The 15,868-nt window shown below is 33.4% G+C and carries 17 protein-coding genes; 9 read left to right on the forward strand and 8 right to left on the reverse strand.

The features are described 5' to 3' along the window. A complete protein-coding gene (locus NPX36_RS06410; RefSeq protein WP_257500584.1) occupies positions 1 to 1,002 on the forward strand; it encodes a toxin-antitoxin system YwqK family antitoxin in 1,002 nt (333 codons plus the stop codon). A 47-nt stretch (positions 1,003 to 1,049) separates the two neighbouring features. Here NPX36_RS06410 and NPX36_RS06415 read toward each other — a convergent pair whose 3' ends face one another. Further along, positions 1,050 to 1,286, reverse strand: coding sequence for a hypothetical protein (locus NPX36_RS06415; RefSeq protein ID WP_257500585.1), 237 nt, complete (start codon positions 1,284 to 1,286; stop codon positions 1,050 to 1,052). 136 nt (positions 1,287 to 1,422) lie between these two features. On the opposite strand from NPX36_RS06415, the gene NPX36_RS06420 reads away from it, so the two are divergent. The 7 genes from NPX36_RS06420 (at position 1,423) to NPX36_RS06450 (ending at position 8,112) form a co-directional block, all read left to right on the forward strand. Further along, entirely contained in the window at positions 1,423 to 1,794 is a 372-nt protein-coding gene (locus tag NPX36_RS06420) for a BlaI/MecI/CopY family transcriptional regulator (protein ID WP_257500586.1), read from the forward strand. Further along, the gene (locus NPX36_RS06425) at positions 1,791 to 3,284 is read left to right on the forward strand and encodes a M56 family metallopeptidase (protein ID WP_257500587.1); all 1,494 of its coding nucleotides are present in this window, start codon (positions 1,791 to 1,793) and stop codon (positions 3,282 to 3,284) included. The genes NPX36_RS06420 and NPX36_RS06425 overlap by 4 nt, the downstream gene beginning before the upstream one ends. Positions 3,285 to 3,465: 181 nt before the next feature. Next, positions 3,466 to 4,359 (forward strand): IS982 family transposase, encoded by an 894-nt coding sequence (locus tag NPX36_RS06430; protein ID WP_257498814.1) that lies wholly within the window; start codon positions 3,466 to 3,468, stop codon positions 4,357 to 4,359. 438 nt (positions 4,360 to 4,797) lie between these two features. Continuing rightward, positions 4,798 to 5,238 carry a hypothetical protein gene (locus tag NPX36_RS06435; RefSeq protein WP_257500588.1) on the forward strand — a complete coding sequence of 147 codons (441 nt, stop codon included), beginning with the start codon at positions 4,798 to 4,800 and terminating at the stop codon, positions 5,236 to 5,238. Between the two features lie 8 nt (positions 5,239 to 5,246). Then, positions 5,247 to 5,984, forward strand: coding sequence for a hypothetical protein (locus NPX36_RS06440; protein ID WP_257500589.1), 738 nt, complete (start codon positions 5,247 to 5,249; stop codon positions 5,982 to 5,984). A 261-nt stretch (positions 5,985 to 6,245) separates the two neighbouring features. After that, entirely contained in the window at positions 6,246 to 7,757 is a 1,512-nt protein-coding gene (gene atpD, locus NPX36_RS06445) for a F0F1 ATP synthase subunit beta (RefSeq protein WP_257500590.1), read from the forward strand. A gap of 73 nt (positions 7,758 to 7,830) precedes the next feature. Further along, complete coding sequence (locus NPX36_RS06450; protein WP_257500591.1) at positions 7,831 to 8,112, forward strand: F0F1 ATP synthase subunit epsilon; 282 nt, start codon at positions 7,831 to 7,833, stop codon at positions 8,110 to 8,112. Between the two features lie 223 nt (positions 8,113 to 8,335). Here the strand turns inward: NPX36_RS06450 and metG are convergent, their stop codons facing one another. The 5 genes from metG to pth all read right to left on the reverse strand — a co-directional run bounded on the left by metG (position 8,336) and on the right by pth (position 13,172). After that, on the reverse strand, positions 8,336 to 10,396 hold the full coding sequence (metG, locus tag NPX36_RS06455) for a methionine--tRNA ligase (RefSeq protein WP_257500592.1): 2,061 nt from the start codon (positions 10,394 to 10,396) through the stop codon (positions 8,336 to 8,338). A 66-nt stretch (positions 10,397 to 10,462) separates the two neighbouring features. Continuing rightward, the gene (locus NPX36_RS06460; protein ID WP_257500593.1) at positions 10,463 to 11,008 is read right to left on the reverse strand and encodes a hypothetical protein; all 546 of its coding nucleotides are present in this window, start codon (positions 11,006 to 11,008) and stop codon (positions 10,463 to 10,465) included. Between the two features lie 587 nt (positions 11,009 to 11,595). Further along, positions 11,596 to 12,033: an energy transducer TonB gene (locus NPX36_RS06465; RefSeq protein WP_257500594.1), complete on the reverse strand. Its 438-nt coding sequence runs from the start codon at positions 12,031 to 12,033 to the stop codon at positions 11,596 to 11,598. A 45-nt stretch (positions 12,034 to 12,078) separates the two neighbouring features. Then, positions 12,079 to 12,603, reverse strand: a complete 525-nt coding sequence (locus NPX36_RS06470) for a hypothetical protein (protein WP_257500595.1) — start codon at positions 12,601 to 12,603, stop codon at positions 12,079 to 12,081. Positions 12,604 to 12,605: 2 nt separating this feature from the next. After that, positions 12,606 to 13,172, reverse strand: coding sequence for an aminoacyl-tRNA hydrolase (pth, locus tag NPX36_RS06475; protein WP_257500596.1), 567 nt, complete (start codon positions 13,170 to 13,172; stop codon positions 12,606 to 12,608). A gap of 106 nt (positions 13,173 to 13,278) precedes the next feature. On the opposite strand from pth, the gene cls reads away from it, so the two are divergent. Then, on the forward strand, positions 13,279 to 14,745 hold the full coding sequence (gene cls, locus NPX36_RS06480; protein ID WP_257500597.1) for a cardiolipin synthase: 1,467 nt from the start codon (positions 13,279 to 13,281) through the stop codon (positions 14,743 to 14,745). Here cls and NPX36_RS06485 read toward each other — a convergent pair. Further along, positions 14,740 to 15,300, reverse strand: a complete 561-nt coding sequence (locus tag NPX36_RS06485) for a hypothetical protein (RefSeq protein ID WP_257500598.1) — start codon at positions 15,298 to 15,300, stop codon at positions 14,740 to 14,742. The genes cls and NPX36_RS06485 overlap by 6 nt on opposite strands. Beyond that, entirely contained in the window at positions 15,278 to 15,838 is a 561-nt protein-coding gene (locus NPX36_RS06490; RefSeq protein WP_257500599.1) for a hypothetical protein, read from the reverse strand. The genes NPX36_RS06485 and NPX36_RS06490 overlap by 23 nt, the downstream gene beginning before the upstream one ends. Positions 15,839 to 15,868 lie beyond the last annotated feature (30 nt).

Raw genomic sequence — 15,868 nt, forward strand, 5'->3', positions numbered from 1 at the left:
ATGATGAATTTATTTAGATACAATATATTATTTTTATTAACGGTTTATATTCTTATTGGTTGTAGTAAGGCTGATATTAATGATGAATCTAAAAGAAATGAGAATTGGGCGTATTGGATTGATGAAGATTCAGGTAAAGCTTCTTGGATTCCAGTAACTGATGAAACTACCGTGGAAAATGGGGTTTACCACTTATTTTATACAAATGGAAAACTTTTTGAAAAGGGTAGATTAAAGAATAAAGTTCACGTAGATACTGTTTTTAAATATAATGAGATGGGAGATGTTATCAAATATAGTATCCATCAAAAAGATACTATTTTGCATGTTTATTTAAAAGATGGTGATTATATTGAGAAATATCAAAATGGGAAGATCTATCAAAATGGTAAACTCACAAATGGTACTTTTAATGATAATTGGGAACGATATTATAAAAATGGACAAACAGAATTTATTCAAGATTTTATAAATGGTAACGGAGCAATAACTTGGTTTTTTGAAAATGGAAATGTTTCTTCACTATCTTATCGTTTAAATGGAAAAACAGAAGGCAAAGTGCAACATTGGTTTAAGAACGGTAATTTAGATGAAGTTTCGTATTGGAAAAATGGTTTGCAAGACAGTTTATTTACATATTTTTATGAAAATGGTCAAATGCAAGGTAGATCAAATTTTAAAGAAGGAAAAAAACAAGGAAAAAGCGAAGTATGGCATGAAAATGGCCAACTTAAATTAGAATCGTTTTATGTTGATGATATTTTACATGGATCTTTTAAGCAATGGAAAGACAATGGTAAATTAGAGGTTGATGGGAATTATATTAACGGACAATTAAAAAGCAAAATTTATGGTTATCATAAAAATGGCAAAATTTCAACAAAAGGTAATTTAATTGATAAAACTCCAGAAGGTATCTGGGAAATCTTTGATGAATCAGGAAAATTAATCAAAAAGAGATATTTCGAAAATGGAAATTTAATTAAAGAAGAAAAATTTTAAGCATAAAGATCAAACAAAAACATCCATCGTTTGCGCGATGGATGTTTTTATTTACTTGGTTTATCGCCGTTTGCAAGCGAAAATTTTATTGATTTTTTTGGATACAATTCAGAACTCATGTGGCTTGGGTTGTTAATCAATTTTTTAATACTGATTTTATCGCCCAATTTAAAATCTGCTTCCACCATTTTATAATCCAACAAATAAGGCCCGCAGAAATAATTTCCTTTTTCATCTTTTTCAATGATTCCTTGGTATAAACCTTCTTTCGTTTCTTTCCCCATAACGTTTTATTTAAAGTACAAAGATAAAGACTATTTGTGATTAAACAGCTTTATTGTGTTATATAAAAATTTTACATCTCTACATTTGTAGAATTGAAATATTGTTCTACATTTGTAGATATAAAAAAAGTTTACAATGACACTTTCCAATGCCGAACAACAATTAATGGAATATATATGGAAGCTTAAAAAAGCCTTTATGAAAGATATTTTAAACGAATATCCAAATCCAAAACCTGCAAACACAACAGTTGCTACGCTTTTAAAACGTATGATAGATAAAAAGTTTGTTGCGTACAACGAAGTGGGCAAAACACGCGAATATTATCCGTTGGTAAAAAAAACAGATTATTTTTCCAAACATGTAAACAGCTTGATAAAGAATTTTTTTAATGATTCGGCCTCGCAGTTTGCGTCGTTCTTTACAAAATCGACCAATTTATCTGAAGCAGAATTAGAAGAGTTAAAGAAAATCATAGATAGTGAACTTTTAAAGAAGAAAAAATGATCGAGTTTTTTATAAAATCAACAACGGCTCTTGCTTCATTTTACATTTTTTACATACTGTTTTTAAAAAAAGAAAAGGCGTTCTATTTTAATCGTTGGTATTTAATACTGTCTATTGTACTTGCTTTTTTTTATGGTAGTTACACCTATACATACAAAACCGTAATTTCTGCTGAATCATTAATTGAACAACCAATTTTAAACGGTTTTACACCACAGAAAATCATTTTAAACAATCAGATTGCAGAAAATGGCATCAATTATTTACCGTATTTTTTAGGTTTTATCTATTTATCAGGTTTTATCTTTTTTGCCTTTCGATTTGTTAGAAACTTGCTTTATTTCAGTCGATTAAAATCAAAAAATAGCACATCAAATTATAAAAATGTATCAGTTGTTTTGGTTGAAAATTTAAACACATCGTTTTCATTTTTAAACACAATTTATGTAGATAAAAGTCAGTTCGAAAATAACGAAGTTGAAGAAGAATTATTGCTGCACGAATACCATCACATCAAACAAAAACATTCTATTGACATTCTTTTTGTAGAAACACTTACTTGTTTTATGTGGTTTAATCCTTTGCTGTATCTGTACAAAAAAGCGATTCAGTTAAATCACGAATTTTTAGCCGATGAAGCTACATTGAATAGTATAAGCAATAAAACAAAGTATCAATATTTGTTGTTGCAAAAAGAAAGCTTGTTTAAAAACAGTTATTTGGCAAGCAACTTTAATTTTTTACTCATTAAAAACCGATTAATTATGATGAACAAAACCAAATCGAAAATTAAAAGCACCTTTTTTGTGGCGGGAGCGATTGTATTATCAGCTTTCTTATTCTACTCTTTTTGTGTGAAAGAAGAAGTTGCTTTTCAAGAACCAAAAGTAAATGAAACAAACACAACTAAACAATACAATGTATCGCAGTTTAACAATGTGGGCAAAAACTTAAATCCCTTTCAAGTTAAAAAAGATGTTAACCGCAGTTTTACTTCTGTTGATACAAAAGTTAGTGATGCCGAATATTTTAAAGATGTAGAAATTACGGTTTATGAAACAAAAAGAAGTTTAGATGACGGATTTAGAGCTGTAGAAAATATTAATGATGTAATACTGTTTTCTAAAAAATATCAAGATTTCACCAAAGAAGAATTGCAACAATATGATTTTCTTTTTAAACAACAAGAAGGATTTGATAAAATGAAAATCAGCAAAAAAGAATTGGAACAATATAAAAATAAAAACAAATATGCCATTTGGATTGACGATGTAAATGTAAGCAACGAAAAATTAAATAACTATAAACCAGAAGATTTTGCATATTACAGTGGTAGTAGTGTTTACAAAAATGCCCGTACAAAGAAACATCCGCAGCCTTTTCAATATTCTTTTTATACGCATGACTATTTTGAAAAGAAAAATATGGGAAAATGGTTAAGCAGACATCCGGGAAAATCAATCGTTGTTTGGGTATCAACAAAAAAATAAAGTAAACAGACGTATCTTTTTTGTTAAAAATAAAGTTGTTTCAAAAAGGTTTTATCATCATATGACTGAATGTAATAACCTGAGTTCGATTATTATTATTTAGGATAAATATATTGTATAAAAAAAGAAATAGTTGTATATTTAATTATCTGATTGTTAAACATTTAAACAACTATTTCTTATGATTAATTTCGATAAAATTACAGAAATTTTTTGTCTTGTTGATGAATTTTGCCAGCAATTTTTTCCTTTTCTTGAAAAAAACAGTATTGGAAACAAATCTAAAAGACCCCCAATGATGTCACCCAGTGAAATAATAAGTATTATGATTCTTTTTCATTTGAGCGGTTTCAGATGCTTTAAGCACTTTTACATTTTCTATATTCAAAAACATATGCAAGCTGAGTTTCCTAAAACAGTGTCTTACAATAGATTTACAGAGCTTATGCAATCCAACATACTTCCGCTCACAATGTTTTTAAAAACCTGCTGTATGGGCAATTGTACAGGTATTTCATTTGTTGATTCCACTCCAGTAAGGGTTTGTAAAAACAAGCGAATCAAAAACAATAAAGTGTTCAAAGATATAGCTACCGTAGGCAAGTCCACTATGGGGTGGTTCTATGGGTTCAAGCTTCACTTAATTATCAATGAAAAGGGTGAAATTCTAAGCTTTACTATTACACAAGCCAATGTAGATGACCGTGAACCTCTTAAAAATGAAGGATTTCTCAAAGGGATTTTCGGAAAACTCTTTGCAGATAAAGGGTATATCTCTAAAAAAATTGCAGACATATTATTTGTTGATGGTGTTCATCTAATCACACAACTTAAAAACAATATGAAAAACTGTTTAATGACCTTGTCTGACAAAATACTATTGAGAAAACGTTCTGTTATTGAAACAGTTAACGATGAATTGAAAAATATGTGTCAAATTGAACATTCAAGACATAGATCTATAGGAAACTTTCTTACAAACCTTATTTCGGGTCTAATTGCTTATTCATTTTTTCCTAAAAAACCTTCAATACAATATAATGAACTAAAAACAAATCAGTTAACAATGTTCTGATTAATCGAACTCAGGTTAATAATAAGGGAGGAGTGGTTCGGAAACCGCAAAAGAGCAATTAAGTGCATTACAAGATATGAATACATTTGTCGCAACATATACGAATACTTGAAATTCTATAACAACGATTTTTCTTGCTCATCATAAATGCCTAATATTAATACAAATTTCTATTAAAAAAAGGGAGGTAAACCAATATACTCATGAATTAGTCAGACAATAAATTCGTAACATAAAATTGGTATAAATTTAACAATGTTTTAAAAGATAGTCACACTAAAAAAATTAATCGACGAACAAGTAAAAACGTTATTTTTGTCGTCTAATATAATATATTTACAACAATGTAGCAGTTGTTTGTTTTACCTACTATTCTTTCCCAAAGAATAAAAAAAATAAAATTAATCGTTTATCTTTGAAGATTAAATGAAATATATTATGAAATTTTTGAAAAAAATAAGTCTAGTCTTTTTATTAGCAACTATTTTTACGCTTGTAGGCTGCGACAGGGAAGATCCTGATACAGTTGGACCAACGATCGAAATTACAAATATTCCGGATAATAAGGAATTCAAATTTGGAGAAGATTTAACAATGCGTTTCTTGTTTACAGATCAAACAGGTGTGTATGAATATGCGTATGAAATATACTCAAAAGATTTTCTACCGCAAGAGTTTACCGTACCGCAAAAACATTTCGACTTGCAAGGTTATTATACACAGATAGATCAAATGCAAACTGTGATTTTACCTGCGAAATCAGCTGCCGAAACCTATGCCGAGGGCGATTATATTATTGAAGTAAAAGCAGCGGATATCAACCAACGCGTTACTACTTATTACAAACCCATTCGCTTAGTATATCCAGCAACAGAATAAAATTATTTATGAAAAAGAGTTTAGTACCCGCTGTTTTAATGACCGCTGCAATTTTTGTTTCGTGTAAAAACGATGACAATATTGCAGAAGTAAAAAAATTACCCAAATCAATAACTAGTGTAGATACCAATTTATCGTTCTCATACAGTACCACCGGACAATTGGTGAAAGTTATTGATAAAGATTCTGAAACAGCATACACCGAAACCATTTTTACCTATGACAGCAGTGGAAAGGTAACTAAGTTTGTGACGATTTATAATGACCCAATAAGCACGGAGACCAATTCCTATACAATTACCTATCCAAGTGCTACCCAAGCAAAAGTAGCCGATGAAGATAATGATTATATTTTGGTGAATTTTAACGATAAAGGGCAAGTTTTAAATTTTAATTTTTATGGGGATTTAACTACGTTTACCTACGACAATAAAGGCAATGTCGTGAAAATTGTCGATGAAAATACCACAACCACAGCGAGTTATAATAGTGATAAAGGTGTTTTAAGCGGAATAACTTCGCCAAAGTGGGTGTTGTTATTAAGCGATTTCGATTTGCATTTTTTTGGCGAAAACAATCCCATCACAGTTACAGAAGTTGCTGTTTTCAATGGAACAACATACAATTCCTCTGAAACTTATTCATATCCGATAGCACATATTATCGATGGCTACCCAACTCGGATGTCGGTAAATTATAATGAAAACGGTTCTACAACCAACGAGGTTTATACGGTTAGTTATTAAAAAGGAACATATATTCATATAGTTTTACAGCAAATGTTTTAAAAAGAAATACTGTTTTGAAACGAGTGGCATGCACTTGCTGGCTTTAAGGTTAAGAAGCTATTTTAGTGGCAATTAAAAAGCCAGTTTTCAAGCTATTAAAAAGCAAAAGTAAAAAACCCGAAATACATTTTAATTATTCCAAAAAAAAACTATCTTTGCACATCGAAAAAAGTTGTTTTTTCACAATTGATAATTAGCTGTTAAATAAATACATAAGCAATGTCTAAAGTTACAGGAAAAGTTGCACAAATTATCGGACCAGTAGTTGACGTAGTTTTTGATACTACATCTGCTGCATTACCGAAAATTTACGATTCATTAGAAGTTACTAAAGCCGATGGATCAAAATTAGTTTTAGAAGTTCAATCGCACGTTGGTGAAGATACCGTTCGTACAATCTCTATGGATTCAACAGACGGATTAAGCCGTGGAACCACGGTTGTGGCATTGGGTTCGCCAATTCAAATGCCAATTGGTAAAGAAGTTTTCGGGCGTTTATTCAACGTGGTAGGTGATCCTATCGACGGTTTAGAAGCGTTGCCAAAAACTGGTGAAAACGGTTTGCCAATTCACCGTCCTGCTCCAAAATTCGAAGATTTATCCACATCATCTGAAGTTTTATTTACAGGTATCAAAGTAATTGATTTGATCGAACCTTATGCAAAAGGGGGGAAAATTGGTTTGTTTGGTGGTGCCGGTGTAGGTAAAACCGTATTAATTCAAGAGTTGATCAACAACATTGCAAAAGGTCACGGAGGTTTATCTGTATTTGCTGGTGTTGGTGAGCGTACTCGTGAAGGAAACGATTTATTGCGCGAGATGTTAGAATCTGGTATTATTAAATATGGTGATGATTTCATGCACTCTATGGAAAATGGAGGATGGGATTTAACTAAGGTTGATAAAGCCGGAATGATGGATTCTAAAGCAACTTTCGTATTCGGACAAATGAACGAACCACCTGGTGCACGTGCACGTGTAGCTTTGTCTGGTTTAACAATTGCTGAGTATTTCCGTGACGGAGCTGGTGACGGTCAAGGTAAAGACGTACTATTCTTCGTTGACAACATCTTCCGTTTTACACAAGCTGGTTCTGAGGTGTCTGCATTATTAGGTCGTATGCCTTCTGCAGTAGGTTACCAACCAACTTTAGCAACTGAAATGGGTGCAATGCAAGAGCGTATTACATCAACAAAAACAGGATCTATTACATCGGTACAAGCGGTTTACGTTCCTGCGGATGACTTAACAGATCCGGCGCCTGCTACAACTTTTGCCCACTTAGATGCAACAACGGTATTGTCTCGTAAAATTTCTGAGCTAGGTATTTACCCGGCAGTAGATCCATTAGATTCTACTTCTCGTATTTTAACTCCTGAAATCTTAGGTAAAGAGCACTACGAATGTGCACAACGCGTTAAAGCTATCTTACAAAAATATAAAGAGTTACAAGACATCATTGCGATTTTAGGTATGGAAGAATTATCAGAAGCTGATAAATTAGCCGTTCACCGCGCACGTCGTGTACAACGTTTCTTATCACAACCTTTCCACGTAGCAGAACAATTTACTGGTATTCCTGGTGTGTTGGTTGATATTAAAGAAACAATTAAAGGATTTAATATGATTATCGATGGTGAATTAGATCATTTACCAGAAGCAGCTTTCAACTTAAAAGGTTCAATTGAAGATGCAATTGAAGCTGGTCAAAAAATGTTAGCTGAATCATAATAATTTTTTTAGTAGAAAGTTTGCAGTGCACAGCCACTAAGAGCCAAAAACTAAAAGCTAAAAACTAAAAAATATGATTTTAGAAATTGTTTCTCCAGAAGCTACACTATTTAAAGGTCAAGTTACCGCAGTGTCGGTTCCGGGAATAAATGGTGAGTTTCAAATGCTAAATAACCACGCACCAATTGTTTCTTTATTAATCGAAGGAAGAATTAAAATTGCTGGTAACAATTTACAATTTGAACCACAATTTGAAAACCGATTTGAAAAAATTGACAATAATACTTTTTACTTGCCAATTAAATCGGGAACATTAGAATTAAAAGACAATAAGATAAATATCTTAGCAAATTAAAGAGAAAGCCAACTGCATAAGTTGGCTTTTTTCTTCTTAAGAAGTAGTTTGTACTTTAAAATCACTACAAAAGCAACTAAGGTAGTCGAAATCTGTAAAGTGCATTCTGAGCTGAAAAGCATTGTTTGTTATTATAAAACGAGGGAAGTATTTAAAAAGCGCATTAAAAAACCGCCTCTAATTTTTAGTGAGAGACGGCTTTTGTGTTTTTGATGATGGAATGCTATCCAATCGTTGCTCCGTTATAAACACCGGCTTCATCTGGGTTTACAAACACCAATTTACCTTCTTTGGTTTCGGTTAATAAAAGCATTCCTTCGCTTTCTACACCACGCAACTTTCTTGGTGCTAAGTTCACTAAAACAGTAACCTGCTTGCCAATTACTTCTTCTGGTGTAAAATGTTCTGCAATTCCAGAAACAATCGTACGCACATCGATACCCGTGTCAACCTTTAAAACTAATAATTTATTAGCTTTTGGCATTTTTTCAGCCTCGATAATCGTTCCTACACGCAAATCAATCTTTGTAAAATCTTCAAATTGCGCAGTTTCTTTTTGGGGTTCAGCAGTTTTTGCTTCGGCTGCATTTGCCAATTTTGTAGCTTCCAATTTATCTATTTGTTTTTGTATTTCTTCGTCTTCTATCTTCGCAAACAATAATTCTGCCTGACCAATTTGATGACCTGCCGGAATTAGATCTGATGTTTCTGCAATTTTCTTCCAAGCAATCGGTTCAGAAACACCCAACATATTTTTCAATTTCGCTGCCGAAAATGGTAAGAAAGGTTCTGCCAAAGTAGATAATGCAGCAGCAATTTGCAACGCTACATACATTTGTGTTTTCACACGCTCTTCATCGGTTTTAATCAGTTTCCAAGGCTCTTCATCGGCTAAATATTTGTTTCCTAAACGAGCTACATTCATCAACTCGCCCAAAGCTTCGCGGAAACGGTAACGCTCAATCGAGCTTTCAATCACTGCTGGATACGCTTTTAATTCAGCCAATGTTTGTTCATCAACCTCGTTAAATGCATTTGGTGTAGGAATAATTCCGTTGTAATATTTATTGGTTAAAACCACCACACGGTTAATGAAATTCCCAAAAATAGCAACCAATTCGTTGTTGTTTCTTGCTTGAAAATCTTTCCATGTAAAATCATTGTCTTTGGTTTCTGGCGCATTTGCCGTTAAAGTATAGCGCAGCACATCTTGTTTTTCCGGAAAATCAACCAAGTATTCATTCAACCAAACAGCCCAATTTTTAGAAGTAGATAATTTATTTCCTTCTAAATTTAAAAACTCATTTGCCGGAACATTATCAGGTAAAATATAACTGCCTTCTGCCTTTAACATTGCCGGGAAAATAATGCAGTGAAACACAATGTTGTCTTTTCCAATAAAATGCACCAATTTGGTATCTTGATCTTTCCAATAAGGTTCCCAATCTTTTCCTTCTCGGGCAGCCCATTCTTTGGTCGATGAAATATAGCCAATAGGCGCATCAAACCAAACATATAATTTTTTGCCCTCGGCACCGTCCACAGGCACGTCAATTCCCCAGTCTAAATCGCGGGTCACAGCACGTGGTTTCAAACCATCGTCTAACCACGATTTTACTTGTCCGTACACATTTGGCTTCCAATCGTTTTTATGCCCTTCCAAAATCCATTCACGCAAAAACGCATCGTATTGGTCTAAAGGTAAAAACCAATGCTTAGTTTCCTTTAAAATAGGAGTAGAGCCCGTAATGGTTGATTTTGGATTGATTAAATCGGTTGCGTTTAACGATGTTCCACATTTTTCGCATTGATCGCCATATGCACCTTCGCTGTTACATTTTGGGCATGTTCCGGTTACGAAACGATCTGCCAAAAACTGATCTGCTTCGGCATCGTACAACTGCTCAGTAACTTCTTCGATAAACTTTCCTTCGTCATACAATTTTCTAAAAAATTCAGAAGCCGTATCGTGATGAATTTTAGCCGAAGTACGCGAATAATTATCAAACGAAATTCCAAATTCTTGAAAAGAATCTTTAATGATTTTGTTGTATTTATCAATCACTTCTTGCGGAGAAATGCCTTCTTTTTTGGCTTTCATGGAAATAGCCACACCGTGCTCGTCGCTTCCACAAATAAAAGCAACATCTTTATTTTGTTGGCGCAAAAAACGAGCATAAATATCGGCAGGAACGTAAACGCCCGCCAAATGCCCAATATGTATCGGTCCGTTGGTATATGGCAAAGCTGCCGTAATGGTATATCGTTTTGGATTTTGAATCATGACTCTATGGTTTTCAGCCTACAAAAATAGTGAAAAACAAACAGAGTTTAAAAAATGAGTATTCAATTAAAATTCACCTTCTCTAACTATTCCTCTAAAATGACCTTTTGCGCTTACATACAAAGTGTCGTTACGTTCATCGATATATCGTGACTTAAAACTGATAAATCCGTAAATACTGTCATTTAAATTATATTTCGCTTTGTCCAAAACAAGGTTTTGATAAAGTGTTTTGTGTTGAGGTTCTTTATCATCATAGGCAAGCATATCAGAGAATTTATAATACCTTGATGTGTAAGAATTACCACTTATTACCAAATTTAATCCATAACCTGAATAACCATCTGCGGTACCTATTTGAATATACAAAGAATCATTTCCTTTTTTAAAAGCGTCAACTTTATTTAGTACTGAGAAATAATGTTCAGTCGCCTCAACATCTTTGCCACAATTAAAATGTACGTTGCTTGATTTTTTTGCATTAGGTATTACCTTATCTAAAAAGTTATATGTTTCAGGTAAAGTATTTAGAAATTTAAAAGCAGTATCCTTTTTTATATTTAGATTAACCTTAAATCTTTTATCAATTACTAAGTCTTCTTGACTATTCATTGTCTTGTTTTTGTTACAAGAAAAAACAAATAATGTTATTAGGGCAATTAGTAAAAACTTGTTTTTCATTTTAAAGTGTTTAATTAAAAATGCCAAAAAGCTTTAAGATTTTGAAGTCAAATCTTTTGCTCGTCTATTGTTTAAATATTAAAAGCTAAATAAATCGGTCTTGATTTATAGATTCAAAGTTGGAAATATGAGAATAGTATATTTTCTAGAGAGCTTTTTTTTAAGATATTTTTATATTTGATTTTTAAATGTTTCTATTTTCATTGCTTGGCGACACCTCGATTATCTTTTCAGATGAATTATGGATAAGTTAAAACACGTTTATCTTCTTTGCGTTGAAAGACAGCTCTCCAAACTATTTCATCCCTACTGAAAAGTCGTTATAAGTATATCACATCAATTATAATCTTTTTTGAATGTGCGTTTTAGGTTTGTTTTATGCCTTTATTTGGTCTCCAAATGGACTAAACTAGATAGATATGAGATTTTTTTACATACAAACTTTCCAGGCTTGCTCCTTCAACCACTCGGACACCTCTCTTTATGGTTGCGAAGGTACATTATATTTTCTTAAAAAACTATTCTAAAGCCAATCGAATAGGAATTCTGAACCGAACACGTTCTGGTTTTCCATTAATTAAGATGGGATTCAGTCGTATTTTTTTAACCACGCGAAGCGCTTCCAAATCGCATTCTTTACAAACGCTTTTGCTAATAGTAGCTTGCTGAACGGTACCGTTTTTTTCTACTACAAAATCTACGTAAATTGTCCCTGTAATTCCTTCATCTAAAGCTTGGTCTGGATAGCTGAAATTGTCGGCTACAAATCGCTGTATGGTTTTGCCGGTAGTTGTTAAGTATTCATCAGTATTTCCAATCAAAATGCTGTCGTTATTCTGATTCTCAGGCTCTTTTTCATCTAAAAAGTCTGTTTGGCTGACTATTGGCTCAGGAGTAGTCTGAGAAAATCCTGCCCAGGAAAATCCTATTATAAAAAGTGCAACAATTTTTTTCATAAAGATAAAGATAAAAAAAAGTGTCTTTTCCAGACACTTTAGAACTTATTCTACAACAAACTCAACTTGTTCTATTACAGAGCTGTGAGGTGCTTTGAAAGATAATTTCACTTTGGTGTGTTTTTCTGCATGATCTACTTTCAACGTGCCTTGTGTTATTTTGTAATATCCTGCTTCGCCTTTGCAATAACAATGCTTGCCATAAACTAATTTTACATCTTGCAAATCCTCGTCTTTATATTCTTTTTTAAAGGCTTTTGCCGGAATTTCCATAAACAATTCTTCTTTGTAAAAATCGTCGGCATAATTTTCTTTGGCTTTGTTTCGATCGTAGCTGTATTGTATCAAAACCGTTTCAGGGTTGAAATTAGTTTGCGGATATAACTGCTCAAAGCCATTCAAATTCAAGCCTTTTTCAAATTCGCGTGTTGCTGATACTTTTCCATTTTCGGGCGCAACAGAAACCATCGTTACTTTTTTGCCTAACCAATTGGTAGATTCTACGCCTTTTACAGTGTTACAACTTGTTGCCAAAGCAGCGATTGTAAGTAGTGATAAAATTTTTTTCATTTTTATTTGCCATTATAATTATTCATTGCATTGTTTAAACCCGCCAAAGCGAATTCTTTCACCGCTTGCGAAACCACGTTTAAACGTTCTTTTAATGCAGTTGTTTCTTCATCGGTCCAATCGCCCAACACATAATCAACCTGCTGTCCTTTTTTAAATTCATCTGAAATTCCGAAACGCAAACGCGGATATTCTGAACTATTCAAAATCAGCTGAATATTCTTCAAACCATTATGTCCGCCATCTGACCCTTTTGCTTTAATGCGTATGGTTCCAAATGGTAAATTTAAATCATCTGTAATAACCAAAACATTTTCTTTGGCAATTTTTTCCTTATCCATCCAATATTGCACCGCTTTACCCGACAAGTTCATGTATGTGTTGGGTTTTAGCAAAAGTAAAATTTTGTTTTTTACTTTAATCTGTGCCAAAGCTCCCAATTTCACGGTTTCAAAACCCGCTCCGGCTTCATTTGCCATAAAATCTACTGCCTTAAAACCAATATTGTGGCGCGTATTCACATATTCGGCACCAATGTTTCCTAGGCCTACAATTAAATATTTTTTCATTTGATGTGTGTTGCTTTCTGTTGTAGGTTTTTTAAACCATTTTGTAAAAAAATTCATTGCAAATGTATTAACAATTAGCTAATTTAGAATAAAACAACAACAAGTTATGGAAAACTTACTTACAATTTGGGAATTTGTTAAAGAATGGTATTGGATTCCGTTAACTTTGTTAAACACCACTGCGTTTATCACCATTTTAATAGAAAACGGCAAACCCGAAAAAACGATTGCGTGGTTAATGGTCATTGTTTTTATTCCGCTTGGTGGGGTGTTGTTGTATTACTTTTTCGGACAGAAATTTAAAAAAGAAAAATATTTTAAGCGATTAGACAGTCGCTATAAAAATCGATTTGAAGAACGCTGGAGCGATTTAGCCCCTTTTATCTCAAACGAAATTAAACTTACCGAAACCTATGACAATCATTTGAATGATGTGTTTGAATATTTGGTGCACACAAAAACATCAATTCCTACATCAAACAACCAAGCAGCGCTCTTGACAAACGGCGAAGAAAAATTTGCTGTTTTGTTGGCGGATCTGCAACAAGCAAAACATCATATTCATCTAGAATATTATATTTTTGAGGAAGATCAAATCGGCAAGCAAATTTTAGATATTTTGGTTGATAAAGCACAGCAAGGTATTGAAGTTCGTGTAATTATTGATGATTTTGGATCGACCGATTTGGCAAAAAAGCAAAATTTTTATCAGCAATTAGGCCTTCAATTGGAAGTTTTTCTGCCTGTACGCTTTTCGTCTTTGGCAAACAGCAATTACCGCAACCATAGAAAAATCATTGTTATTGATGGAGTTATCGGATATGTTGGGGGCATTAATATTTCAGATAAATACATCAATCCAAATAAATTTAACCTGTATTGGCGTGATACGGCGATAAGAATTCAAGGCGATGCAACTAAAATGCTGCAAGCCCAATTTTGGCTGCATTGGCAAAGTATTTCAGAAAAATCGTTTGCTTTGAATGATAACTATCTGCCAAAAGTTCAAACCGTTTTTGAAAAAAAATTGCCCGTAACGTTTGCTTTTTCATCGCCCGGTGATACGCCTCCGTATGTGATGGAAGCTATGATATTAAGTATTTTGGCAGCACAAAAAAGCATCCAGCTGTGCACGCCGTATTTTATTCCTACCGAATCCTTTAAAACCGCTTTGTTGGTGGCTGTTTCAAAAGGAGTACAAGTTTCGTTGATGCTTCCTTCCAAAAGTGATTCCGCAATAGTTCAGGCTGCATCATTATCGTTCCTTAAACCATTTTTGAATCGTGGCATGAAGGTTTATTTGTACGAAAAAGGCTTTATTCATGCCAAAACAATATGTATCGATGGATTGTTAAGCTACGTTGGAACCACCAATTTAGATGCACGCAGTTTTTTAATTAATTTCGAACTTTCGGCGGTTGTTTTAGACAAAACCATTGCCGAACAATTAACCCAGCAATTTGAAAAGGATATTTTAGGAAGCACACTGTTTACAGCCGAAATCTGGAAAAATGAAAAATGGTATTACAAAGCATTTGCTTCGATTTGCAGGTTGCTGTCGCCTTTGTTATAAAAGCTTCTCAATCCGCATTCCCGCAATTTGTTGCATTCCGGTGGGTTTGGTTACGTGATCGTATTTCGGACTTTTATTGATATCGATAGTTGATGTTGGTAGAATCTGAACCCAAAGGGAAATTTCATCGTTTTTTTGCAGTTGTACTTCGGTTGGGACGATTAAAAGTCCGGCTGCCACATCAAAATTTCCGTAGCTGAATCTAAATTCGGTTTTACCCAAAATTTCTTCGGTGGGCATTTGTGCATTCTTAATCAGATACAATTCCATGTGAATACTGTCTTTAGACGAACTGCCCATTACACCCGGATTGATGTTTGCAAAGGCAGAAACTTCAAACGTACCCGATGACGAAATAGTAATTTTATCGTTTAAAAATTGGGTAATTTTATTGTACACCACATCAACCGGCTGAAACTTTAATTGTTGCAGAACCGACGGCGTGTTTTCCAGATGAATGCTTCGGATGCTTCGAATATAAAACGATTTTTCTTGTGCAAATCCGTTAAATCCAACCAACAAAATAAAAAACTTAATAATATCTTTGAAATCCATCTTGATCGCTTATTAATTTTATAGTCATTGCAAACGAGGTGCAATTTTTATTTTTTCGGTTGCAACCCAATTCACAGCTCAGCAACGGGTTTCCTAACAATCCAGCGCTAATTGCACCTGCTATCACCGCATCTTTTTGCAGATAAACTATGGTTGGGTACACGTTTATCCGCGAAAACTCATCTTGATTGTCTTGGTCAAACGATTTTCGGGTTGCTGCAACGTATGCTTCTACCCCATTGAAAATTTGAACAACGCCAAAATTCACACCTCCTCTATTCATCTTTATCATACTTGTGCTTGGATTAAAATGAAATGTTGCCGATATTTCATAATATCCATTTTCGGGAATTACTAATTTTTCTGTTGTTTCATCAATCACAAACAGCGTATTGTTTGTAATATCTTGTTTATCCATTTGAATGTAATGAAATGTTTTATCGGTGCCCGGACGCAGGTTAAAAAACTGTTGTTTATTACTTTTATACGAGAATGTTTCTTGCGAAAAAGCGAGTAAAGGAAAAAATAATAAAAACAAAAGAAATCGCATGTTGTTTTCTTTCAAAGA

Origin of the sequence: Paenimyroides aestuarii, assembly GCF_024628805.1 — a bacterium.
Classification (GTDB): Bacteria; Bacteroidota; Bacteroidia; order Flavobacteriales; family Flavobacteriaceae; genus Flavobacterium; species Flavobacterium aestuarii_A.